Here is a 22,163-nt window from a genome sequence, read left to right as displayed (position 1 = left end):
GCTAAGGACGCCCGACCCGCGGGTCGCGGGCCGGAGGGACCGACCGCGGGTCGAACCCGTAGGGCAGCTCGAGCCGGTGCGCCGACATCAGGTCGGCATCGGCCAGGAGGTCGGCCGTGGGACCGTCGGCGACCACGGCGCCGTCGTCCAGGACCACCGAGCGCGGGCAGAGCTGGAGGGCGAACGGCAGGTCGTGGGTGGCGATCACCAGGGCGGCACCGAGCGAGTCGAGGATCTCGCCGAGCTCGCGGCGCCCGGCAGGGTCGAGGTTCGAGGTGGGCTCGTCGAGCACGAGGACGTCGGGGCGCATCGCGAGCACCGTGGCGATGGCGACGCGGCGACGCTGGCCGAACGACAGGTGGTACGGCACCCGGTCGGCGTGCTCGGCCATGCCGACCGCGTCCAACGCCTCGAGGACGCGCTCGGCCAGCTCGGCGCCGCGGAGCCCGAGGTTGGCGGGGCCGAACGCGACGTCGTCGCGCACGGTCGGGGAGAACAGCTGGTCGTCGGGGTCCTGGAAGACGAGCTGTACGCGCCTGCGGACCTCGGCCAGGGTCGAGCGCTCGACCGTGAGCTCGCCGACCCGGACCTCGCCGTGGGCCGGCGTGAGGATCCCGTCGAGGTGCAGCGCGAGGGTCGTCTTGCCGGCACCGTTCGGGCCGAGCAGGGCCACGCGCTCGCCCGGCTCGACGCGCAGGCTCACGTCGCGCAGCGCGGTGCGCCCGTCGGGGTAGGCGAAGCCGAGGGCGCGGACGTCGAGGGCGGGCGGGGACCCCACGTCCGGTGCGCCACCCCGGTCCCCGGCCGCGCCGTTCGGGACCGCGGCCCCGGGCGAGCCACCCGGCAGGTCGCTCGGCACCCCGCTCACCTCGGCACCGTCATCGCCAGCCCGACGAGCAGGACCATCAGCGCGGCGGTCGGCAGCACCAGCGCGAGCGCCCACTGCGCGGTCGTCGCACCGCCGCGCCCGAGCGCGGGCATCCGGCCGGTGTAGCCGCGCGCGAGCATGGCCTGCTGCACACGTTCCCCGCGCTCGTAGGTGCGCACGAACCTGGTCCCGACACCGCCGGCGACCGCGGCGAGGCCGGCACGGTCGCCCTGACCGCCGCCCCGCGCCTCGCGCGCGACCCGGACCCGGTGCAGCTCGTCGGCGATCACCCCCACGTACCGCAGCATGAAGGAGAGGATCGCGACGAGCACGGCGGGCAGCCGAAGGCGCTCGAGCCCGGCGAGCAGCTCACGCGGCCCGGTCGTCGCGGCGAGGACCACGGCGGCGAGCACGCCGATGGTGGCCTTGACCAGCACCGTCCCACCGCCGATCAGACCCGCATGGGACAGGCTGAACGGCCCGACCTGCACGCGCGGGCCCTCGGCGACGAACGGCATCAGCACGGCGAACACCACGAACGGCGCCTCGACCAGCAGGCGTCGCAGCACGAGCCGCACGGGCAGTCGGGCAACGGTGGCCGTCAGGGCGACCAGCGCGCCCTGCGCCGCGAGCACCCACCACGCGCCGCGCGGGGTGAGCACCACCACGGCGACGACGGCCACGACCGCCACGACCTTGGTCTGGGCCGGCAGCCGGTGCACCGGGCTGTCGACGACGACGAGCAGGCCGTCCGTCGGGGCGTCGTGGCCCGGCACGGTCAGCCGACGCCGCTCGGCTCGGGCCGGACCCTGCGGCCACGCAGGCGAACCACGAGGGCTGCGGCGGCCAGGCCGAGCGCCACGGTGACGAGCACACCGATCACGCCGGCCGCGGACCCTGACAGCCACGGGTCGGCGACGCCGCTGAGGGCGTAGTCCGCCAGCGGGCTCGTCGCCGCCGCGGAGTCGCGAGCCGCGGTCCCGAAGCCCATCGCCTCGCCGACGTACTCCAGGCCGTCCGGGTCGGCGCTGGCGAACAGGCTCAGCCCGCCCGCGACCACGAGGGTGACGACGCTGCCGATCGCGAGCGGCCGGGCGCCGGTGCGGACCTTGACGGTCGGGCCGGGCGCTACCGCGGGCTCACCCGCGCGCGCCTCGGCCGGCAGGTGGCGTGCGAGGTAGATCAGGTCGGGCCGGGTGGCGACGACGGCGCTGAGCACCGCAGCGGTGATGGCCGCCTCGCCCACCCCGATCACGAGGTGCCAGCCGAGCATCGCGCCGGCGAGCCGGGGTAGCGGGATGTCGACCGCTCCACCGATCGCGTACAGGACGGTGAAGGACATGGCCGCCGCCGGGACGGACACGAACGCACCGATCGCGCCCGCGGGCACCACGCTCCGTGCGCGCCGCGGCAGCCACCGCAGCACGAGCCGCGCGACGAGGTAGCCGACCAGCACCCCCACCACGGCCATGTTCACCACGTTGGTGCCGAGCGCGGTGAGCCCGCCGTCGGCGAACAGCAGGCCTTGCACGAGAAGCACGGCGGTGAGCACGAGCATCCCGGTCCAGGGACCCACCAGGACCGCGGCGAGCGCACCGCCGAGCAGGTGCCCGCTGGTCCCGGCGCCGACCGGGAAGTTCACCATCTGCGCGGCGAACACGAAGGCCGCGGTGAGGCCGGGCAGCGCGGGTCCGGTCTCGGCGATCTCCCGCTCCGCGCGCCGCAGCGCGACGCCGACCGCTCCGACTGCGATGGCGCCGGTGGCGATCGAGGTGGGGACGTCGAGGAACCCGTCGGGGACGTGCACGATGTTGATCGTCTTCTAGTTGCACATGACTTGCAAGAGGGCGGAGGTCCCGGGTGCGCGGCCGGCGCCGCCCGGCGGCCCCGCAGGCGGCCCTGGCCGCAGTGTCGCCCTGGCCGGCACCCGCCTCATCCCAGCCCGGCCGCCGCACACTCCGCGCAGCGGCCCTCGACGGTCAGCTGCACGTGCTCCACCTCGAAGCCCTCGGGCACGCCCGCACGCCACGCGTCGTCGGTGGGCCCGGGCAGGTCGGTGATCGTGCCGCAGACCCGGCAGTACAGGTGCGCGTGCGGGGGATGGGTGCCCAGGTGGTAGCTCCGGCCGACGCCGGGGACCTGCGTGGCCCACACGAGCCCGGCCTGCTCGAGCGACTCGAGCGTGCGATACACCGTGGTCAGGGCGATCGAGTCACCGCCGTCGGCGTCGACCAGCCGGTGCAGCGCCTCGGCCGTGAGGTGGTCGCGGCCGCCCATCGCGGCGAGCAGGCGCAACCGGGGAGCCGTGGCGCGCAGGCCGTGCGAGCGCAGGGCGGCGACCGGTGAGCCGACCACGTCGTGCGTGTGCTCGTGGTGGTGCGCCTCCGGGCGCCCCGCCCCCGCCATCGGTCAGACCTTGGTGCGGTGGAAGTTCTGGAACGAGCGGGACGCGGTGGGCCCGCGCTGGCCCTGGTAGCGCGACCCGTAGGCGGCGGACCCGTACGGCTGCTCGGCGGGCGAGGAGAGCCGGAAGAAGCACAGCTGGCCGATCTTCATGCCGGGCCAGAGCTTGATCGGCAGCGTCGCGACGTTGGACAGCTCGAGCGTCACGTGCCCGGTGAAGCCAGGGTCGATGAAGCCGGCGGTGGAGTGCGTGAGCAGCCCGAGCCGGCCGAGCGAGGACTTGCCCTCGAGCCGGGCGGCGATGTCGTCGGGCAGGGTCACGGTCTCGTACGTGGAGCCGAGCACGAACTCCCCGGGGTGCAGCACGAACGGCTCGTCACCCTCGGGCTCGACCAGACGGGTCAGCTCGGGCTGGTCCTCGGCCGGGTCGATCACCGCGTACTTGTGGTTGTCGAACAGCCGGAAGAACCGGTCCAGGCGCACGTCGATGCTGGACGGCTGGATCATCACCGGCTCGTACGGGTCGAGCGCGATGCGTCCGGTGTCGAGCTCGGCCCTGATGTCTCGGTCGGAGAGCAGCACGGGGTCACGCTAGCGGCTGGACCCGTTGACCGCGCCAAGCGTTAGTGACTAACATCCACCTCGTGGACGAAACGTTAGTCACTAACATCAGTGCCTCCGCGAGCGGGAGCGCGAGCGCAGCCCCGAGCAGTGCCTCCTCCTCGAGCCGCGCCGAGCGCACCCGTGAGCGCCTGCGCGCCGCCGCGCTCGACCTGTTCGTGCGCCAGGGCTTCGACGCCACCACGGTCGAGCAGATCGCAGCCGCGGCCGGCGTGTCCCACATGACGTTCTTCCGGCACTTCCCGACCAAGGAGTCGGTGATCGTCGAGGACCCCTACGACCCCCTGCTCGCCGAGGCGGTCGCCGCGCAGCCGACGTCGCTGCCGGCCTACGAGCGCGTGCGCCGTGGCATGCACGCGGCCATGGCCGGCGCGCCGCTGTCGGTCGACCTGGAGACCCAGGCCCGGGTCGCCCTGGTCGCCCGGACCCCCGCGCTGCTCGCCAAGACCTGGCAGAACACGATCGAGAGCCAGCGCGTCATCATCGAGGCCCTGGTCGCGTCGGGTTCGCCGCGCGCCGACGCGGTCGCGGGCACCGGCGCCTGCCTCGGTGCGGTGATGGCGACCATGCTGGAGTGGGGCGCGGGCGACACCGCGACGTCGCTCACCGCCGCGGTGCTCGACACCCTCGAGCGGATCGCGCCGGAACGGCTCGGCGATGCCTCCGAGGAGACCCGGCCGTGACCGCGCCGCTCACCGCCCCGGTGCTCTCCATGACCGGCGTGCGCCGCGCGTTCGGACCCGAGCAGGCCCTGGACGGCGTGGACCTCACGCTCGAGCCCGGCGAGATCCACGCGTTGGTCGGCCTGAACGGTGCGGGCAAGACCACCCTCATGCGGATCGCGCTCGGCATGCTGCGGGCCGACGCGGGTTCGGTCCGGCTCGACGTCGGCGCCGGCCCGGTGAACCCGCTGGGTGCACCGCCGGCGACCTGGCGCCGGGTCGGTCACCTGATCGAGACCCCGTTCGCCTACCCCGAGCTGACGGTGCGCGAGACGGTCCGCTGCGCCGCGCTGCTGCACGGCCTGGCCCGGCCCGCCGCGGGTCCGGCCGCGGACCGCGTGCTGGCCGAGCTCGCGCTCGACCACTGGGCCGACCGCCGCACCCAGACCCTCTCGCTGGGCAACCGGCAGCGGGTCGGGCTGGCCTGCGCGGTGGTGCACGAACCGCGGCTCATGGTGCTCGACGAGCCCTCGAACGCGCTCGACCCCGCGGGCGTGGTCCGGGTGCGCCGCTGGCTGGCCGACGCGGTCGCGCGCGGCGCCGCGGCGCTGGTCTCGAGCCACCACCTCGACGAGATGGCACGCCTGGCGGACCGGATCACGGTGCTGCACCGCGGCCGGGTGGTCGGCACGCTCGACCCGCAGAGCGCGGACCTCGAGCGGCAGTTCTTCGCCATGGTCTACGCGGAGGAGGCGGCATGAGGCCCACACTCGAGGTCGAAGGGCTCAAGCTGGTCCGCTCCCCGGCGGCCCAGGTGTCCGGCGCGGTGCTCGCGCTGGTCATCCCGCTGGCCGCGGCCGGGATGATGTGGGCTGCCCGCTCCGGCGGCGACTCTCCGATGGCGCTCAAGGTGCGTCCGATGATCATCGGCACCGGCTGGGCGGCCTACCTCGGCATGCTCGGTGAGCTCATGTCGGTCGCCGCGCTGCTCGCGATCGGCGTGGTGCTGAGCTGGGTGGTCGGCCGCGAGTTCACCGACCGGACGGTCGGATCGCTGCTGGCGCTGCCGACCCCACCGTGGCAGACCGTGGTCGCCAAGGTCGCGGTCACCACCGTGTGGGCACTGGCGTGCGGGGCCCTCTCGATGCTGGTCGCGCTGCCGCTCGGGCTGGCGCTCGGGCTGGGTGTGCCCGGGATCGAGACGGTGGGCTCGGCCGCGAAGCTCGCGACGATCCTGCTGCTGATGACCTTCCTCGCCATGCCGCTGGCCTGGGTGTCGACCCGGCTGCGCGGCTATCTGTCCGGGATCTCGACCCTGATCGGCCTGATCGTGGTGACCCAGCTGGTCACGATCGCCGGCGCCGGCGCCTGGTTCCCGTACGCGGCACCGTCGATGTGGGCCGGCATGGGCGGGCCGGAGGCCGCGGCGGTCGTGACACCGCTGCAGCTCTCGCTCGCGATCCCGGTGGGACTGCTGGGCACGTGGGCCGCCGCGCGCCGCTGGCAGCGCTCCGAGCTCGTGTGACGCGGACCGCCGGGACCTGCGCGCTGGGCGTGGCTCGGTGTCCGGGCACCGAGCCGACCGGTGTCCGGGCGGCGAGCGCACCGGCGCGCGAACGCCACGCACCCTAGGGTCGTGCCCGTGAGCGACGACACCAGCGACGTCCGGGTCCGGTACGACGAGCCCGAGAGCGCCTATCTGATCACCGTGGACGGCGCCATGGCAGGCCACGCGTCGGTGACCCCGCTCGACGACCGCATGATCTTCACGCACACCGAGATCGACGAGGCGTTCGCCGGCCGAGGCCTGGCCAAGGTCCTGGTGCGCGAGGCGCTGGCGGACGTCGCGGCCCGCGGTCTCGCGGTCGAGCCGCGCTGCGGGTTCGTGCGGAGCTACCTGGCGAAGAACCCCGAAGCGGCGCGCGTCGCGGTCTGAGGCCGCGGTCTGAGCCCGGACGACATGGGGGCAACCGAGCCCGGACCGCTGGGCCCGGACGCCACGGAGGCGCCCGAGGCCGGACAGCACGAAGGCCCTCGGAGTAAGCGTCCGAGGGCCTCGCGCGATCGTCGGACGTCAGGCCCGTGAGCCCGACCGCCCCGCTCCGGCGATGCGCCGAACCGGGCCCGTGTTGCCACGGAACCAGGCCGGTGACGATCAGCCTTCCGGTCCGTATGAACTCAAGCGGCACCGTCCGCCGCTCACCCGGTCACCCGAGCGAGCCGTCCACCGTTCTCCGGTCGGCCCAGCATCGCCACCACCCGACGGTCCGGGTTGCCCCGTTGCACCGGCCGGCGGTGATGCCGATGGAGATTGTTCTAGTGCGCTGGAACCGGGCTCACAACCCCCTTGGCGGGTGTCCCTTTGGTCCGATTCCCCTCCACACCTCCATCCACAGACCCGTGGGCCTCGTGCGTATTTGCACACACAGGGCTGTGGACGAAATTTGTGGACGCCGCGTCCGGCCGGCGGACCGCCCCGTCGCGCGCGCGGCGTGACACACGGAACACCGCAGTTGAGCCGGAGGGCCTATGCCGGCTCGAGCGCAGCGGAGCCCGCGAAGCCGCACGCGGCCGGAGCGCGTCACCTGGACGGGACGCGTGTGCCGATCCGCAGGCGGTGGGTCCGGGGGAGGTCACACGGCGCCGCAGGTGACCGGTATGATCGACCGCGCACGACCGCCTCGGCGGGCGTCTGCGGGTGTAGTTCAATGGTAGAACATCAGCTTCCCAAGCTGATAGCGCGGGTTCGATTCCCGTCACCCGCTCCAGTATTTCCCCAGGTCAGAGCGATTTCGAGGCTCTGTCGGACCTCCCTGAGACCCTTAAGCGGGTCGGCCGTGCCATAACGTGCCATAAGGATGGGGTCCCGATCATGACCGCTTCGACCACCTCCCGCCGACACCGCCGCGCTTCCGGAGCCGTGCGCAAGCTGCCCTCGGGCCGGTGGCAAGCGAGGTACACCGGTCCCGACGGGGCGATGCGGACGCTGGGGACGTACCCGACGAAGGCCGAGGCCGACCAGGCCCTGGCCCACGAGGTCTCGCGGATGGCGCGTGGGGTGTGGCACGACCCGCGGTTGGGCGAGCAGCCGCTCGGGGAGTGGTTCCGCGGGTGGATCGCGACGAGGGGTGATCTCGCGCCGAGCACGCGGGCGCTGTACGCGCGGCTGCTGGAGCGGTGGATCGACGCCGGGGTGCCTGTGGTGGGCGGTGCGCGCCCGCGGGTGGTGCGGCTCGGGGAGCAGTCGTTGGCGTCGGTGACGCCGGCCGCAGTGCGCGAGTGGGACGCGGCGGTGCTGGCGGAGGCTGGGCGACGGGCTGGTGAGCGGTGGCAGCGGGCGGCGTCGACTCCGACACGGGTCAACGCGGCGATCCGCGCCTGGGCGGCGGAGGGCGGGCGAGCGGTCGCGGCGACCGGGCGCATTCCGGCCGAGCTACGCGAGGCGTGGCTCGAGGCGACGGGTGGCGTCGTGGCCGACGATCGCGCCGCTCGTCCCAACCTCGGCCACACCGAGGCTGCGCAGGCGTACCGCTTGCTGCACACCGGGATGGCCCAGGCGGTGTCCGACGGGCTCATCCCGGCGAACCCCTGCGCGATCAAGGGCGCGAGCCAACGCGACTCCCGCCACCGTGGCGAGCGCCGCGTCCTGACCCCCGACGAGCTGTGGGCCCTGGCCGACGCGATGCCCGAACGCTACCGCGCCGCGGTCGTCGTGTCGTTCCTCAGCGGCCTGCGCGCCGGCGAGCTCTTCGCCCTCCAGCGCAAGCACGTCGACCTCGGTGCCGGGACCGTGCGCGTCGAGCAGTCGCTGTCCCGGCCCGGCACGGGTGGCGGCCGGTTCTCCTCGACCAAGTCCCGGGCCGGCGTCCGGACCGTGGCTCTGCCGACCGCCGCCGTGGAGGCGCTCGCCGACCACATGGCCCGGTTCACTCCGGCCGGCCGCGACGCGCTCGTCTTCGGCACCAGCAACGGCCGCCCGCTCACCGGTGGCCACCGGACGACGATGTTCCACCGCGCGCGCCGCGCGGTCGGCCGCGACGACCTCACCTGGCACGACCTGCGCCACTCCGCGATGACCCTCGTCGCCCTGACCGGCGCCACCCTGCCCGAGCTCATGCAGCGCGCCGGCCACTCCACGCCTCGCGCCGCCCTGCACTACCAGCACGCCGCGGACGACGCCCAGCGCCGGATCGCTCGACTTCTCGATGACCAACTCCGAGGTCCGGACTGGCTTCCGGAGAGGTCGCGCCAGAAGAAGCCTCGGTTGCCTCAGTCGGGCACCTGACGAGTCCAGAAGGCTGGCAGCTTCTTCGTCAAGAGAGCGCGCTGGGGGGCGCCGAGCGATGCAATTCTTGTGTCGTTGGCGCCGCATGCGGCGCTCCTACCTTCTAGCTCCGCGACGAAATGCAGATCAAAGAACGAGGCCGCAACGTGGTAGGTCTCGAGGAACGATGTATAGCACTCACCGATTCCTGGCAGTTCTCCAAGATAGAGAACCTCATAGGGTGTCGGATCGTTCCTCCTGAGGAGTGCCTGCCGCTCAGAGCTCAGGTCAACAACTGTCCGGATGCGGCTGAACTGGAGGTACTCGATCCGCGGGCGCGTCCCGTCGCTCGAGGGTTTGTCGAGCATGCAGCCATGCGTCAACAGGATCGCAGGGCCAGACTCGTCTGCGAAGGCGTGCTGCACGGGTGTCCCGACAGAGCCCAGAACCGGCACCTCAAGGAACACGTCCCCCTGATCCAGGACCCGCCCGGGCGACTCCGTCAGTGAGAGCGGTGCATCACCACTCGTCATCAGACTCTACGACCGGAACCATGTGCACCACGGGGTAGCCGTGGTTGTCCGCGTCAACCAACTCGATCGCACCACGCATGCTCGCCGGCAGCGATGCTCCGCGGAAGGTCACAACCGTGCTCTGGTCCACGCCAACCCAGAACACCGCGCCCCGGACGCTGTGACGGAGGCTGCGGCGAACAGCGATTGACTCAGCCGAGATGGTGTCCTCTTCGAGGTAGTCGTGCATAGGTCCTGGCAGAACCTCAGCAAGTGCCATCGTCCATCAACCCCCTCGTTGCGTCAGTGATACAGGCTTCAAAGACATAGTTCTTGACGACACGCAGCCTGTCGAGGGACTCACGGAGAACTTCATCCCCGTGGCCGTGCAGCCGCTGCTGGACACCGATGTCGAGCAGCAACGCTTGCTTGCCTGGCTCACCCGAGTCGACCAGGCTCGAGACGATTCGAGAAGTCGTTCCATCCCCGAAAGGTATCTCAACCTGCAAAAAATGCGACGCAACCGATTGCGGCAAGTATGGTGGCACGTCAATCGAGATGCGAAGGTAGTCGCCGATTTCCACTTGAGGCTTGGGAACCCGAATGATATTGATATAGCGCACACCAGCAACGACGGGTGTCGGCTCGGCGACCTTGGCGTAACGCTCCCACACGGGCTCGAACTCACCTAGGAGCGCGTCCCAACTCTCGTAGGGCCGCAGCCAGTTGAAGACCAGACGATTCGGCTGGACCTGGATCGCCCGCTGGTCGTCAGAACGACGGAATCGGTAGCCGACGACGTTCTTGTGGAAATCAGACTCGACTCGATCTTCTTCCACGCCGACACCGCCCGACACCTCTACCTGTTCTTCGGCCTTCGGGAATCCGTCGCTTGCGCCAAAGAGCGCACCCAGACGACGCACGTCAAACTGCTCCGGCTGGGCGCAGTGAACCTCGACGAGCGCTTCCTCGATCGGAACGCTCGCGTAGCGGTGGCCATTGACGAAGCCCGGCAGCTGGGCGGTCCACTCCGGGCCTGAAGTGCGATCGATGATGCGTCCCTCCAACGCGCAGACGCGAACCCCACTCGGGAGCGTCCCCCGAAGTCTAGGCGTACGCCCTGTCATCGGCAGGGCAGGCGGGCCCGGTACGCGAAGTGCAGAGTGGGGCAGCACGAGGTGGGCCTCAAAGTGCAAGCGGCGACCCGCGCCCGGCGGGTGGCCACTCACCCGTCCTTGCGCGTAGCCAGATCCCGACGTGGGTGACGAGCTCAGGTTCGGCAGCGTCGACCCAGACCTCGGTGTCGTAGTCGCCGCCGGCGAGAGGGACCTCAAGGCTGGTGGCGCCGACGCTGAGGTAGGCGCCAGCGGAACCGATCCGAATCACAGTGGTGGCGACCCGGTGGAGGCGGCCCTCGGGGGCGGTGTGCTGCACCTCCACCCGCAGGGCAGTCCGGGGCGCGTCTCTGGAGTCGATAGTGCGGACCGCGACGCCCGGGTATGGCGGTGCGTCGGCGACCAGTGACGGCCCCCAGCAGGCTGTCCACGTGTCGCCGGGCCGCCACTCGACCCCGTCCTGCCAGGTGGCGTCGACCAGCTCGACCACCCCGGTCGACTCCCGCGACCACAGCGAGACCAGCCTGTGCACCGCTCGATGGTCGCACGACCGCCTGCCCATCGAGGGCCGATCACGAAGCGGCGCGTGCCTCATACAGCGATCGGGCTGGTTTCGGCGCGGTCGCTGGCTGTGCAGGCTGAGTTCCACGCCATCCTCGACGCCACGACGGGCCGTCCCGAGTCGAACATCCTCGTCGCGCTTCACCAGTCGTTCGGGGCTGACGGCGGCGTCGATCTCGACCTGCCGGAGCGCACCGACGCCTCGCATGAGGTGGACCTCGTGTGATCGTCGCCGACACCAACGTCGTCTCCGAGCTCATGAAGAACCAGCCCCACCCGGGCGTACTCACCTGGGCGGCCGCGCTCGACCAGAGCGAGGTGACTATCAGCGTCGTGACCGTCCAGGAGATCGCGCGAGGCCTGAGCCGCCTGCCGGCCGGACGCCGCCAGCGCACCCTCACCGACCGCTGGCACCAGCTGCTCGAGGCCTACGCCGACACGATCCTCGTCTACGACGTACCCGCCGCCCAGGCGGCCGCGACCGTCCTGGTCCACCGCGAGAAGGCCGGGCGGCCGATCAGCCTCGCCGACGCCGAGATCGCCGGGACCTGCGTGTCACAGGACGCCACCCTGGCCACCCGCAACACCGCCGACTTCACCGGCATCCCCGGCCTGACGCTCATCGACCCGTTCGCCTGACGCGCGGCCAGGTTCCGGGCCTTGCGCCCTTGAGCAGCACGATCCAGATCTGGACGCACGACGGAGAAGGCGAGGAAGCGGACATCCCACCTGGCTCCTGACCATGGGTGTGCCGAGACGCGCGGACCACTGCATGACCGCACGGCCACCGGCGCTCAGCGGACGGGCCACCGTCGACGGCGTCGCGCGCGACCTTGTTCCCGAGATGCCCGAGCCTCGGCGCGTCGGGTCGCGGGGTGCAGGTGGGCAGGCAATGAGTCCCTCACCTGATCGAACGTATGGATGAAGCGCCGCAGCTCCGTCTCGTACTGATCTCGATCGAAGACCAGCGGCCCGGCGAACACGAGGTCCTCCTCCTCGTCGTCGGTCTCGTAGTTCACGTCCCAGCCGAAGTTCCGCCAGGTCACCGTCGTCGGGGTCCACTCGACCTCCGCGGTCAGCGCACCACAGCCCAGGTCGCCGCACTCCGCGCACACGAAGATCGGGATCCGACCGTTTGCGAGCTCGGGCGGCTGCTCGCCGAGCAGGACGTAGACATCGTTCGGGATCCCGACCGGCCAGCTGTGCACGAAGACCGCGACATTGTCACCCACGACCCGGTCCGCCGACTCGTCTCCGGGCGCATCGGTGAGGACCGCACGCAACGGCCGCCCGTCGACCATCGGCTCCCAGAAGTGCAGTCCGTGACTCGCGGACTCCCCCGGAACGAGGCTCAGGCGGTTCACCACACGACGATCCTCCACCCGCGGCAGCCATGGCGACGAGGGCGCGCGCGCTGCGGCATGAGCGGATGCTCACCTCGCGGTCGCCGTCATGGCCAGGACGGGTTGCTCAAAGTCCGCAATGCCTGTGGCAAAGTCGTCGTGTGCCGAGCGGATGAGTGCCAGGTGCACTGCTCCTGTGGCGAAGTCGGTCTCGGGGTCGAGCGCGTCGGGGGCGGATTGGAGGCTGATGACGATCTGCACGGGCAGCTGCGTGAGGGTGGTGGCCTGCGGTAGTAGACGTCTGGCGACGGTCAGCCCATGGCGCAGCAGCTCGATGCGCCAGGACGGGTCGGACGCGGGTGTCCGGGTGTCAAGGTGGACCTTGTTCATCCATAGCTCGGACTCGAAGGCATCAAGATGGCCCGGCGGGGGCGTCTTGTGCTCCGGGCGCGCGAGGTAGAGGCGCCCACCGGAGCAGACGAGCCCGGCCCGAACCAGTTCCTCCAGGTCAGGGGGCAGGCCCGGTTCAAAGGTGTCCGCGTCCGCCACCCGGAAGATCGGCTCCATCGCCGCATTCATTGCCATCTCCACGGCGTCCAGCATGGCGGTACGACCGAGGTGGCGCGGAGTGTTGGCGGCCTGCGGCCATGACCGTTCGCTCCGGCGTACCCGTCTACAGCCCAGCCTCGGTCACGCGCCGGGCGATCATGCGCTCCGCTATGCCCTGCCAGTCAATCGGCTGTCCGCGGTCCTCCGCTTGCTCGACGAGTTCCGCGAGGTGTTGGAAGAGCGCTTCAGCCGTCAGCCCGCGCCAGCGATCGGGGTGGTCATACGCGTCATCTCGAAGGTCCCAAAAGCTGTCAGCGAGCCGCCGCTCGATAGCCGCCACGAGAAGAGCCTAGGTGGCGTGTCCAGCCCCAGGGCGGCCAGCGACCGGTCATGGCGAACGCGCGCACATCGGCTTCCTGTCGTCGTCGGGTCGTTTTGCGCGGCCGGGTCGCGACGTTGTGCCGGCTCCGAGCGCTCGTTTCGTGACGCACGGCACCGCATCCTGTTCGTCAGCGAGATCGCCGTCATCGCCCATGTTGGTCGTCGCGGGGCACACGTATGGGTAGGTGCTGGCCGTTCTCCCGGGCACGTTGCTGGCGGGTCCGGTTCGATTCCCGTCACCCGCTCCAGAACTTCCCGGGGGCGCTCCGCGCCGAGACGCTCGACAGTCGGGTCAACGACGTCCCTCCACGCTCCTAGCGCCCGACGCCGCTGCCGAGTCGCGGCACGATGGCGGGGACCCGTGCGGCGTAGGCGTCGTACGCCGTGCCGAACGCGCGGCGCAGGTCCCGCTCTTCGAACCAGGTGCCGATCCAGATGTAGAGCGACGCGCCGGACGCGTAGAGCAGGTGCGAGGCGCCCATCGAGGGGGTGGCCCACACGGTGACGAGGAGGCCGGTCATCAGGGGGTGCCGCACGAGCGCGTGGAGGCCACCGACGTGCAACGCGTCGACGGACGACGCTCCGGACCGCGTGAACCATCCGGCCTGGCGGAGCCCCATGAGCTCGTAGTGGTCGACCGCGAAGGTGGCGGCGATCGCCAGGACGCAACCGGCCGCGTAGAGCAGCCAGAGGCCGGCCGCCGGCGGCCCCTCGACGTGCCAGATCCTGCCGCCGAACGGTTGCCAGCACACCAGCAGCACGGCGAGGACGACGTCAGTGGCGAGGACGTACGCCGAGCGCTCCAGGGCGGGCGGGATGCGCAGCCGGGCCTTGAACCCGCGTCTGGCCATCACCGTGTGCTGCACTGCGAAGAGGAGCAGCAGGCCGAGGTCCGTCGCGACGGCTGCTGTGGTGCCCACCCGGTGGGGTCCATCGACGGTGCGAGGCAGCCCGCGACCGGTCAAGAAGACCATCGTCCACACGGTGACGAAGGCGAATCCCACCCAGCCGAGGGCGGGAACGACGCGCAGGAGGAGTCGGGGCACGCGGACAGCCTGCGCGCCGGGCGCGGGCCCTGGCAGGCGTGGAAACGCCCCAGTTCGCGCCCGTCACGGTGAGTGCTGGGCGGTGTACCACGCGGCCAGCTGGGCGCGGGAGCGGAGTCCCAGGCGGTCGCGGATCCGCTCCAGGTGCGACTCCGCGGAGCGCTCGCTGATCTGCAGCCGCTCGGCGATCTCGCGGTTGGTCAGACCCTGCGCCACCAGGGACGCGACCTCGGCCTGCCGAGCGGTGAGTCCGATCGGCGCCGCCGCTCGCAGCGGACGCAGCCGCAGGAAGCGCCGCACCTGGTCGACCACGGCACGGGAGTCGCCCATCGACGGCAGGTGTGAGCGACCGGTGAGCTCGACGTGCCGGGCGCCGGGGATCTGCGCGGCGAGGAGCCTGCCCTGTTCCGGTGGAGCGGCGCGGTCCCGGTCCCGGTGGAGCACCAGCGTCGGCGCCTGGACGTGCGGCACGGACTCGGACACGTCGAGCCGGTAGGCCAGCCCCAGCAGGGCGACCGCCGTCTCGGCCGAGGAGGACGCTCGCTGGTACTCGGCGAGCACGCGGCGAGTGCCCGGGTCCGCGTCGGGAGCGAACAGCTCGGTCAGCACATCCGAGCCGAGACCCCAGTGCGTGGCGAGCAGGCCGAGCACGTGCTCCCGGCTCGCGTCGTCGCCGATCGCTGCGCCGGAGGCCCAGCCGCCGTACAGCACCAGGCGGGAGACACTCTCGGGGTGGGCGGCCGCCCACGCTGCGGCCACGGGGGCGCCGAGCGACCACCCGAACAGGTCGAACCGCTCGACCTGCAGCGCCGCGACCACGGCGGCGAGCGTGTCCAGCTCGTGCTGGACGCTTCGCGGCCCGTCGTACGGGTCGGACAGGCCACAGCCCGGCCGGTCGTAGCGCACCAGGCTGCGCCCGGACGACAGCGACTCGTAGAAGAGCCGTTGGGCGGGGATGGACCAGTCCAGCTCCAGGTTGCTCAACCACCCGGGCGCCACCAGGAGCGGCGGACCGCTGCCGCTCACCGCGAAGGCCACCCGTGTCCCGCCAGCCATCGGCGCTCGCCCCACGTGCTGGTCGCGCGACGCCACGCCGCCCAGTAAACAGCCACCCCGGCAACTGGGGTAGATCCACGGTTCATCCCACCGGCGCCCGTCGCCAGCATGGGGACATGACTCACGACACCGCCACCTCTCACCTCACGGACACACGCCCAACCCCGGGCGGAGCGCCCGAGCGGGCGATCTGGCACGGCCGGCCTGACCTGGACGCCGCGCGCCGAGCGGGCGCCGGCTGCGTGATCGACCACCTCGGCATCGAGCTCACCGAGCTGGGGACCGATCACCTGACCGGACGGATGCCGGTCGACAACCGCACCCGGCAGCCGTTCGGACTGCTCCACGGCGGCGCCTCGGTGCTCCTCGCGGAGACCCTGGTCAGCTTCGCGGCGACCTTCGTCGTCGGACCTGGCAGGGCGTGCGTCGGTGTCGAGATCAATGCCAACCATGTGCGGCCGGTCACGACCGGCTGGGTCGTCGGCACCGCCCGGCCGATCTCGCTGGGCCGTCGTCTCCACGTCTGGGAGGCCCGCATCTGCGACGACGAGAACAGGTTGGTATGCCTCTCGCGCTGCACCCTGGCCGTGGTCGACGCGTGAGAGCGCGGGCCACGTCCCACGTCGTGCGAGCGGCCCGAGGGCGGCCCGGCCCCGGGGTTCGTCGGCTCGGGCCGCGGGCCCGCCCCTCAGTGGGATGATGCGGGCCGGGGGCGTCGCCGGCCGGTCGCCTCGGCTGCTTCCCGGAGGCTTCGTGAAGAAGGTCAACGTCTGGTTCGGCTCCACCGTCCTCGCCGCCGGGACGGTTGCCCTCCTCGTCTTCGATCCCGGGTTCGGGCTGTTCCTCGTCGCGGTCCTCGGCGCCGTGCTCGCCGGCCAGCTGTGGAGCCGTGCCGCTGCGCGACGTCGAGTCGACGACGGCGTGTGGCGCGCCCGGATCTGGGAGTGGCGCCAGGAGCTGCTCGGTCCGGCTCGGCGCGGCCTGGGCTGGCTGTCCCTCTACGCGACGGTGGACGTCGTGGCGCGGCCGGACGGCCTCGTGCTGACACCGTCCCCTTGGGCGCGCCGTCTCGGCCACCGAGCCCGGACGGTCGCCTGGACGGACGTCGTGTCCGCCGCCGAGGGAACGCCGAGCCGCAGCACTCCCGACGGGAGGCTGTCCTTCACCACCCAGACCCCGATCGAGATCGTCTTCACGGGCCAGATCGTCCCGCTGCTCCTGGGACCCGACGGGGAGGAGCCCGGCGAGAGCCGGCTGGAGGCGTTCGTCGAACGCCGCCTGAGTGGCTTCGTGGAGCGCCACCAGGAGGCGATCGAGCGCCACCTCGACGCCCTCGAGGCCAAGTTCGGGCCCGGCCCGGAGCCAGGTACGCTCCCCGTCACCCTCACCTCGGACACCCCGAGCGGCCTCACAGCGGCCATCAACGCGCGCGCTCGCGGCGTTCCACTGTGACCGCGAGCATCCCCGGGGCCCGGGTTCGCCCCACCACGCCGGCCGACCTCGACGACCTCGCGTCGCTGTGGAACGACGGTGCCGTGATGACCTACGTCGGCTTCCCCGACGGCCTCGGCGTCGACAAGGACGCCATGGCGGCGTGGTGGCGCGCGCTGACATCCAACCCGGATCGGCAGCACCGGGTGATCGAGCACGACGAGCTCGGCTTCTGCGGAGAGGCCTACTACGCGACGGGTGACGGCCCGGTCGCCGTGGTCGACATCAAGCTCGCCCCCGGCGCTCGTGGCCGTGGCCTTGGCACGCTCGGCCTCAGCTCGGTGCTCGACGAGCTCGCCGACGGGGGACGTGCCGAACGAGCCAAGGTCGACCCGCACCGCGACAACCGCGCCGCTCTCCGGCTGTACCGACGGCTCGGCTTCCGGAGCGCACCCTGGCCTCCGGGCGAGGGCGACCCGGACCACGTCTACCTCGGGGTCGACCTCGCCACGCGCCCGTGGCACGCATCCCCACCCGCCTGCTGACCCTCGATCGCGCGCACCGCCGGGACCTCCCGCAGGACCTTCCGCCGTGCCTACCATCCCGGCATGGACTGCGTGGCCACGCCGGACGTGGGCCCGCCGCCGTGACCTCCGACCGCACTCGGTTGGTGCTCGGCACCCTCGGCCTGGGCCTCGGCTACTGGCTGCTCGCCATGGCGGGCGGCGCCCTCTACTACCCCGGAGGTGTCGAGGTCGCATGGCTGCCGGCCGGGTTCGCGGCCGCCGTCCTGTGCCTCGGGGACATGCGCTGGGCCGTCGGCGCGGCGATCGCCGACCTGCTGCTCGGCACGGGGGTGCTCCCGTTCAACGTCGACGCCCTGCTGCACGACCCGACGGTGGTCTACCAGACCCTCGGGAACACGCTCGAGTTCCTGCTCGCCGCCTACCTGCTGCAACGCAAGGACGACAGCGTGACGATCGTGTGCCAGCCGGGCGACTACGCCTACGGCGGCGGAGCCTGGGTCGAAGGCGGGAGCGCGGTCACCCCGATCTACGAGGACGCCCCCGGTGCGAACCTCCACGACTGGCACGTCTCGGTCTCGAACGGCGACGTGGTGAGCCACACGCTGCACGCCTACGTGATCTGCGGACCGGGCGCCCTCGCGTTCGACAACTGACGCACCACGTGTGGGGCACCGATCGGCCGGTGCCCCCACACGCTCGCCCTCCCGGCGCCGGGTGGCGCGACTCACCCCGTGACGCCACCCGCACAGCGACACGAGCCGGCGTCAGTCGCCCTTCACGTTCACGATCTGCCGCAGCTCGTGCCGGACCGTCACCAGGTCCGCGGCGTCGGCCATCACGACGTCGATGTCCTTGTACGCCGCCGGGATCTCGTCGACGAAGGCGTCGGTCCGCCGGTACTCGATGCCCTCCATGGCCTCCTCGAGCTGGGCGAACGTGAACGTCCGGCGCGCCCGCGACCGGCTGTACTCGCGCCCGGCACCGTGCGGCGCAGAGCACAGTGCGACCTTGTTGCCCTTGCCCGCGACCACGTACGAGCGGGTGCCCATCGAGCCGGGGATCAGGCCCATGACACCCTCGTGGGCGTCGATCGCGCCCTTGCGCGAGAGCCAGACCTGCTTGCCGAAGTGGGTCTCCTGCTCGGTGTAGTTGTGGTGGCACGAGATCGCCTCGCGGCGCTCGACGTCCTGGCCCATGAACGCGGCGGTGGCGTCGACGACCCGGTCCATCATCTCGGCCCGGTTCTGCCGGGCGAACTCCTGCGCCCAGCGCAGCGCACGGATGTACGCCCAGAACTCGGCGGTGCCCTCGACGAGGTAGGCCAGGTCCGGGTCCGCGAGCCGGATGAAGTACCGGTCCATGAGCTGCCGGGCGACCGCGATGTGGTGCTGCGCGATCTTGTTGCCCACACCCCGCGAACCGGAGTGCAGGAACAGCCAGACCCGGTCCTGCTCGTCCAGGCTCACCTCGATGAAGTGGTTCCCCGAGCCCAGCGAGCCCAGCTGCAGCGCCCAGTTGCCGACGACCGACGCGGGGTCGGGGATCTCCAGCGCAGACGCCTGCTCGGCGAGCGCGTCCACGCGCGCCGACGCAGTGCCGGTCAGCGCCCGGTTGTAGACGCCCGCCGACAGCGGGATGCGTGCCTCGATCGCCTCGCGCAGCGCGGACAGCGGAGCCCCCGCCGCAGCCACGTCGTCCTTGGTCCACTGGGTCAGGACGGCGTCCATGCCGCACCCGATGTCGACGCCGACCGCGGCCGGGATGATCGCGCCCCTGGTCGGGATGACCGACCCGACCGTCGCACCCTTGCCCAGGTGGGCGTCGGGCATCAGGGCGACGTGCGGGTAGACGAACGGCATCGCGCTCGTGCGAAGCGCCTGCTCACGGGTGTCGTCCTCCAGGATCGACGCCCACGAGATCAACGACTCGGACAGGTGCCGCGTCACGATGCCTTCTCCTCCCAGGTCGGCGGTGTGCGGCGATCATGATCGGGGCTGCGCGCTGCCAGGGACGAGCGATTTTCGACGCGATGGTGCGTCGCCCTACACCTGCCGCGGCACCCGCCCGAACAGCGTCAGCACCCGGCACATCATCCGGTGCCCACCGTCCGACGCGGCCCCGAACATCAGCGGGCAGCCGCCGTCGATGACCGTCGCACCGTGCTCGCGGCCGTACCGGGTCGCGGTGTCGGAGACGCTGCCCGCGTCGATCGAGCGGTGCATCCAGATCTTGGTGACGCCGAGCTCGCACGCCTCACGAACCGTCTCGTCGGCGTGCTTCGGTGCGGTGGCCACGACCACGGCGTCCACCCCGCCGGGGATCGAGGACAGGTCGGCGAAGGCCGGGTCGCCCTCGACCTGCTCGGCGTTCGGGTTGACCGCGAACACCTCGTAACCACGCTCGCGCAGGCGCTGGTAGACCACGTTGCCGCCGTGGCTGCCCGGGGTGCGCGAGACGCCGGTCACGGCGATCCGCTTCGAGGTCAGGAAGTCGTCGGCCGCGTCCTTGAGCTTCACATCGCACCTCCGCGTGGGCATACCGGCACGCCAGCGTTGCACCCGGTGGCTCGCACCCGCACGGGGCCAAGGTCCGGTCAGTCCACGCCTGCCCGCTCGCCCGGCACCGTGGGCTCGCCGAGGAACGCCCCCACGGCATCCCAGAACCGTTCCGGCTCCTCGATGAACGGGTAGTGACCGCTCGCGTCGAAGAGCTCGAGCCGAGCGCCCCGGATGCCGCCGGCGAGCTCGGCGGAGCACGCCGGCGGGAACTGCGGGTCCTGCGCGCCGCACAGCACGAGCGCCGGCAGGTCCAGCTCGCCGAGTCGCGGGCCGTAGTCCAGCTTCCGCGCGATCCGGTGCCAGTCCGCACGACCCCGGCGCGGCCTGAACCAGTCCCGCCACTCCACCGGCGCGGGTCGGCACAGTCCGCGGTCGACGAACGAGTGCCGTTCGATCAGGTTGTTCAGCACCCGCTCGCTGCCGAGCCGTCCGACCACCAGGTGCACGCTGCCCAGCGCGGCGACCGCCGGGAACGCCCGGTGCTTGCGGCTCCACAGCGACCCGGGCGCCGTCAGGTACGAACCACCACCCCGGCCGGTCCCGACCAGCACGAGCCTTCGGATCCGGTCGGGGTGGTCCAGCGCGAACGCGAGGAGGGTCAGCCCACCCATGCTGTGCCCGAGCGCGTCGACCGGGCCGGTCACCCCGGCCGCGTCGAGGGCCTCGAGGGCGCAGGCGTGCATCTCCGCCATGCCCAGGTGAGCCGGGCGCGTCGATCGCCCCGATCCCGGCGGGTCGAACGTCACCACCGAGCGCCCGAGCGCGACCAGACCGTCGATCAGCGCGTCCGCGCTGCGCAGGCCGGGGCGCTGGAAGCGGTGCGGCCCCGGCATGAACAGCACCGGCGGGCCCTGACCGAACACGTAGCGCGCGAGCCCCTCGCGGACGGCGAACGGCTCGGGTCCGCCACCTCGACCGCCGACTCGTGGCTCACCCGCACCAGGGCCCGCACCGGTCGCCCCGCCGGCGAGCGCCTCACCCCCGCCCGCACCGGTCACCCCGCCGGCACCCGCTCCCGGACCTCGTCCGGGTCCGGCATCCGCGTCACCAGCCCGGCGCTCACCACGAGCAGCCCGGCCGCGAGCAGCAGCGACGGCGTGAACGAACCGTCGGCGCTCCGCATCGCCTCCATGACGTAGACGAACACCACGGCGCCCTGCCCGAACAGCTGGATCAGACCGTTCGAGGTGGCCTCCGGGGTCGGGTACGTGACCTCGGCCGCGTACTGCATGCCGACCGGCAGCGCGCTGACCAGGAAGAAGCCGAGCACGAACGCGGACCCGTAGAGCAGCGCGGGCGAGGTGGCGAAGGTCAGCCCCAGCAGCCCCGGGATCGCGCCGACCACGGCGATCATCAGGTACCGCTGGCGCTTGTGCTGCCGGTCCGACAGCGCCGGGATCACGACCGCGCCGACCAGCCCACCGAGGATCATCACGGCACCCAGCGCCCCCGCGTCCGTCGGGGTGAACCCCCGGGGCCGGATGATGTTCTCGATCCAGGTGTTGATGCCGTTGAAGATCCCCAGGCCGATCAACGCGACGCCGAGCATCAGCAGGAACGGCTTCACCGTGAGCGCGTGCCGGAGCCCCTCGAGGGCGAGTGCGCGCACCTCCGACCCGCTCTCGCCGGGCGGTGTCGGCGGCCGCTCGCGGGCCAGCGCCAGGAACGCCACCGAGCTGGCCGCGGCCACCGCGCCGTAGATCAGCTGGACCGTCGGGATCGACATCGACTCGATCAGCACGGGCGTCAGCACCATGCCGAGCGCGGTGCCGACCAGGTTGGCGAGGGTCACCAGCCCGACCGCGGTGGCGCGCCCGCCGACCGGGAACCACTTGGCGGGGACCGTGGTCCAGGCGTTGAGCAGGAACGGCTGGGCGACCGCGACACCGATCGTCGCCCCGAGCACCAGCCCGTAGCTGTCGCCCGCGAACCCGCGGAGCAGGCCGAAGACGCCCATCAGCGCGACACCGATGCCCACCCCGACCCGGAAGCCGTACGTGTCGATCACCCAGGACGCAGGGATGGACAACGGGATGAAGGCGATCATGAACGTCATCGCCAGCAGACCGATCTGCAGGTCCGAGACGCCGTAGAACTCGGCGGCCGGACCGGTGATCGGCGCGTACGAGATCCACAGGATCTGGATCGTGACGTTGACCAGCATGAAGACGGCCAGCACCACCCAGCGGTACCCGTACAACCGGTACCCGTTCAACGGATGCTCCGAGCTCACGGCGTCTCCCTCTGGGCTGGTTGGCGTACGTGC

29 protein-coding genes and 1 tRNA gene are annotated in these 22,163 nt (G+C 71.9%); 12 read left to right on the top strand and 18 right to left on the bottom strand.

Features of this window, described 5'->3' with window-relative positions; all coding sequences use genetic code 11:
• Position 1: 1 nt before the first annotated feature.
• The 5 genes from OEB99_RS01570 to dcd form a co-directional block, all read right to left on the bottom strand.
• The gene (locus OEB99_RS01570) at positions 2-868 is read right to left on the bottom strand and encodes an energy-coupling factor ABC transporter ATP-binding protein (protein ID WP_263507880.1); all 867 of its coding nucleotides are present in this window, start codon (positions 866-868) and stop codon (positions 2-4) included.
• On the bottom strand, positions 865-1,644 hold the full coding sequence (gene cbiQ / locus OEB99_RS01565; protein WP_263507879.1) for a cobalt ECF transporter T component CbiQ: 780 nt from the start codon (positions 1,642-1,644) through the stop codon (positions 865-867). The genes OEB99_RS01570 and cbiQ overlap by 4 nt, the downstream gene beginning before the upstream one ends.
• 2 nt (positions 1,645-1,646) lie before the next feature.
• A complete protein-coding gene (locus tag OEB99_RS01560) occupies positions 1,647-2,675 on the bottom strand; it encodes an energy-coupling factor ABC transporter permease (protein ID WP_263507878.1) in 1,029 nt (342 codons plus the stop codon).
• A 125-nt stretch (positions 2,676-2,800) separates the two neighbouring features.
• Positions 2,801-3,274, bottom strand: coding sequence for a Fur family transcriptional regulator (locus tag OEB99_RS01555; RefSeq protein ID WP_263507877.1), 474 nt, complete (start codon positions 3,272-3,274; stop codon positions 2,801-2,803).
• Between the two features lie 3 nt (positions 3,275-3,277).
• Entirely contained in the window at positions 3,278-3,853 is a 576-nt protein-coding gene (gene dcd / locus OEB99_RS01550) for a dCTP deaminase (RefSeq protein ID WP_263507876.1), read from the bottom strand.
• Positions 3,854-3,915: 62 nt separating this feature from the next.
• Between dcd and OEB99_RS01545 the strand changes: the two genes are divergently transcribed.
• The 6 genes from OEB99_RS01545 to OEB99_RS01520 all read left to right on the top strand — a co-directional run bounded on the left by OEB99_RS01545 (position 3,916) and on the right by OEB99_RS01520 (position 8,839).
• Positions 3,916-4,575: a TetR/AcrR family transcriptional regulator gene (locus tag OEB99_RS01545; RefSeq protein WP_263507874.1), complete on the top strand. Its 660-nt coding sequence runs from the start codon at positions 3,916-3,918 to the stop codon at positions 4,573-4,575.
• Positions 4,572-5,315, top strand: coding sequence for an ABC transporter ATP-binding protein (locus OEB99_RS01540; RefSeq protein ID WP_263507872.1), 744 nt, complete (start codon positions 4,572-4,574; stop codon positions 5,313-5,315). Before OEB99_RS01545 ends, OEB99_RS01540 begins: the two co-directional genes overlap by 4 nt.
• Positions 5,312-6,079 carry an ABC transporter permease gene (locus tag OEB99_RS01535; RefSeq protein ID WP_263507871.1) on the top strand — a complete coding sequence of 256 codons (768 nt, stop codon included), beginning with the start codon at positions 5,312-5,314 and terminating at the stop codon, positions 6,077-6,079. Before OEB99_RS01540 ends, OEB99_RS01535 begins: the two co-directional genes overlap by 4 nt.
• A gap of 117 nt (positions 6,080-6,196) precedes the next feature.
• Entirely contained in the window at positions 6,197-6,490 is a 294-nt protein-coding gene (locus OEB99_RS01530) for a GNAT family N-acetyltransferase (protein ID WP_263507870.1), read from the top strand.
• 758 nt (positions 6,491-7,248) lie between these two features.
• Positions 7,249-7,322 (top strand) — tRNA-Gly (locus tag OEB99_RS01525).
• Positions 7,323-7,426: 104 nt separating this feature from the next.
• Positions 7,427-8,839: a tyrosine-type recombinase/integrase gene (locus OEB99_RS01520; protein ID WP_489667136.1), complete on the top strand. Its 1,413-nt coding sequence runs from the start codon at positions 7,427-7,429 to the stop codon at positions 8,837-8,839.
• On the opposite strand, the gene OEB99_RS01515 is transcribed toward OEB99_RS01520, so the two are convergent.
• The 4 genes from OEB99_RS01515 to OEB99_RS01500 all read right to left on the bottom strand — a co-directional run bounded on the left by OEB99_RS01515 (position 8,824) and on the right by OEB99_RS01500 (position 10,977).
• Complete coding sequence (locus OEB99_RS01515) at positions 8,824-9,351, bottom strand: hypothetical protein (protein ID WP_263507868.1); 528 nt, start codon at positions 9,349-9,351, stop codon at positions 8,824-8,826. The two genes, OEB99_RS01520 and OEB99_RS01515, sit on opposite strands and share 16 nt — an antisense overlap.
• A complete protein-coding gene (locus tag OEB99_RS01510; protein ID WP_263507867.1) occupies positions 9,338-9,580 on the bottom strand; it encodes a hypothetical protein in 243 nt (80 codons plus the stop codon). Before OEB99_RS01510 ends, OEB99_RS01515 begins: the two co-directional genes overlap by 14 nt.
• Before the next feature lie 16 nt (positions 9,581-9,596).
• On the bottom strand, positions 9,597-10,397 hold the full coding sequence (locus OEB99_RS01505) for a TIGR04255 family protein (protein WP_263507866.1): 801 nt from the start codon (positions 10,395-10,397) through the stop codon (positions 9,597-9,599).
• A 118-nt stretch (positions 10,398-10,515) separates the two neighbouring features.
• Complete coding sequence (locus OEB99_RS01500) at positions 10,516-10,977, bottom strand: hypothetical protein (RefSeq protein WP_263507865.1); 462 nt, start codon at positions 10,975-10,977, stop codon at positions 10,516-10,518.
• A gap of 6 nt (positions 10,978-10,983) precedes the next feature.
• Between OEB99_RS01500 and OEB99_RS01495 the strand changes: the two genes are divergently transcribed.
• Both OEB99_RS01495 and OEB99_RS01490 read left to right on the top strand, forming a co-directional pair.
• Positions 10,984-11,232 (top strand): hypothetical protein, encoded by a 249-nt coding sequence (locus OEB99_RS01495; protein ID WP_263507864.1) that lies wholly within the window; start codon positions 10,984-10,986, stop codon positions 11,230-11,232.
• The gene (locus tag OEB99_RS01490) at positions 11,229-11,645 is read left to right on the top strand and encodes a type II toxin-antitoxin system VapC family toxin (protein WP_263507863.1); all 417 of its coding nucleotides are present in this window, start codon (positions 11,229-11,231) and stop codon (positions 11,643-11,645) included. The genes OEB99_RS01495 and OEB99_RS01490 overlap by 4 nt, the downstream gene beginning before the upstream one ends.
• A 155-nt stretch (positions 11,646-11,800) precedes the next feature.
• Here the strand turns inward: OEB99_RS01490 and OEB99_RS01485 are convergent, their stop codons facing one another.
• The 5 genes from OEB99_RS01485 to OEB99_RS01465 form a co-directional block, all read right to left on the bottom strand.
• Positions 11,801-12,370 carry a hypothetical protein gene (locus OEB99_RS01485; protein WP_263507861.1) on the bottom strand — a complete coding sequence of 190 codons (570 nt, stop codon included), beginning with the start codon at positions 12,368-12,370 and terminating at the stop codon, positions 11,801-11,803.
• Positions 12,371-12,439: 69 nt separating this feature from the next.
• A complete protein-coding gene (locus OEB99_RS01480; protein WP_263507860.1) occupies positions 12,440-12,952 on the bottom strand; it encodes a hypothetical protein in 513 nt (170 codons plus the stop codon).
• Between the two features lie 70 nt (positions 12,953-13,022).
• Complete coding sequence (locus tag OEB99_RS01475) at positions 13,023-13,238, bottom strand: hypothetical protein (RefSeq protein WP_263507859.1); 216 nt, start codon at positions 13,236-13,238, stop codon at positions 13,023-13,025.
• Positions 13,239-13,593: 355 nt separating this feature from the next.
• The gene (locus tag OEB99_RS01470) at positions 13,594-14,325 is read right to left on the bottom strand and encodes a methyltransferase family protein (protein WP_263507858.1); all 732 of its coding nucleotides are present in this window, start codon (positions 14,323-14,325) and stop codon (positions 13,594-13,596) included.
• A gap of 63 nt (positions 14,326-14,388) precedes the next feature.
• On the bottom strand, positions 14,389-15,381 hold the full coding sequence (locus OEB99_RS01465; protein WP_263507855.1) for an alpha/beta fold hydrolase: 993 nt from the start codon (positions 15,379-15,381) through the stop codon (positions 14,389-14,391).
• A 116-nt stretch (positions 15,382-15,497) separates the two neighbouring features.
• On the opposite strand from OEB99_RS01465, the gene OEB99_RS01460 reads away from it, so the two are divergent.
• The 4 genes from OEB99_RS01460 (at position 15,498) to OEB99_RS01445 (ending at position 17,992) form a co-directional block, all read left to right on the top strand.
• Positions 15,498-15,983, top strand: a complete 486-nt coding sequence (locus OEB99_RS01460; RefSeq protein ID WP_263507853.1) for a PaaI family thioesterase — start codon at positions 15,498-15,500, stop codon at positions 15,981-15,983.
• Between the two features lie 151 nt (positions 15,984-16,134).
• Complete coding sequence (locus OEB99_RS01455) at positions 16,135-16,833, top strand: hypothetical protein (RefSeq protein WP_263507852.1); 699 nt, start codon at positions 16,135-16,137, stop codon at positions 16,831-16,833.
• On the top strand, positions 16,830-17,357 hold the full coding sequence (locus OEB99_RS01450) for a GNAT family N-acetyltransferase (protein WP_263507851.1): 528 nt from the start codon (positions 16,830-16,832) through the stop codon (positions 17,355-17,357). Before OEB99_RS01455 ends, OEB99_RS01450 begins: the two co-directional genes overlap by 4 nt.
• 101 nt (positions 17,358-17,458) lie before the next feature.
• On the top strand, positions 17,459-17,992 hold the full coding sequence (locus tag OEB99_RS01445; protein ID WP_263507850.1) for a hypothetical protein: 534 nt from the start codon (positions 17,459-17,461) through the stop codon (positions 17,990-17,992).
• 111 nt (positions 17,993-18,103) lie between these two features.
• Here OEB99_RS01445 and OEB99_RS01440 read toward each other — a convergent pair whose 3' ends face one another.
• The 4 genes from OEB99_RS01440 to OEB99_RS01425 form a co-directional block, all read right to left on the bottom strand.
• Positions 18,104-19,288, bottom strand: a complete 1,185-nt coding sequence (locus tag OEB99_RS01440; protein WP_263508273.1) for an RtcB family protein — start codon at positions 19,286-19,288, stop codon at positions 18,104-18,106.
• 93 nt (positions 19,289-19,381) lie between these two features.
• Positions 19,382-19,855: a CoA-binding protein gene (locus tag OEB99_RS01435; protein WP_263507848.1), complete on the bottom strand. Its 474-nt coding sequence runs from the start codon at positions 19,853-19,855 to the stop codon at positions 19,382-19,384.
• Between the two features lie 77 nt (positions 19,856-19,932).
• Positions 19,933-20,895 (bottom strand): alpha/beta fold hydrolase, encoded by a 963-nt coding sequence (locus OEB99_RS01430; RefSeq protein WP_263507846.1) that lies wholly within the window; start codon positions 20,893-20,895, stop codon positions 19,933-19,935.
• A complete protein-coding gene (locus OEB99_RS01425; RefSeq protein ID WP_263507845.1) occupies positions 20,892-22,130 on the bottom strand; it encodes an MFS transporter in 1,239 nt (412 codons plus the stop codon). Before OEB99_RS01425 ends, OEB99_RS01430 begins: the two co-directional genes overlap by 4 nt.
• Positions 22,131-22,163: the final 33 nt, after the last annotated feature.

Source organism: Actinotalea endophytica, assembly GCF_025717005.1.
Classification (GTDB): domain Bacteria; phylum Actinomycetota; class Actinomycetes; order Actinomycetales; family Cellulomonadaceae; genus Actinotalea.
This window is presented reverse-complemented; position numbering and strand designations above follow the sequence as displayed.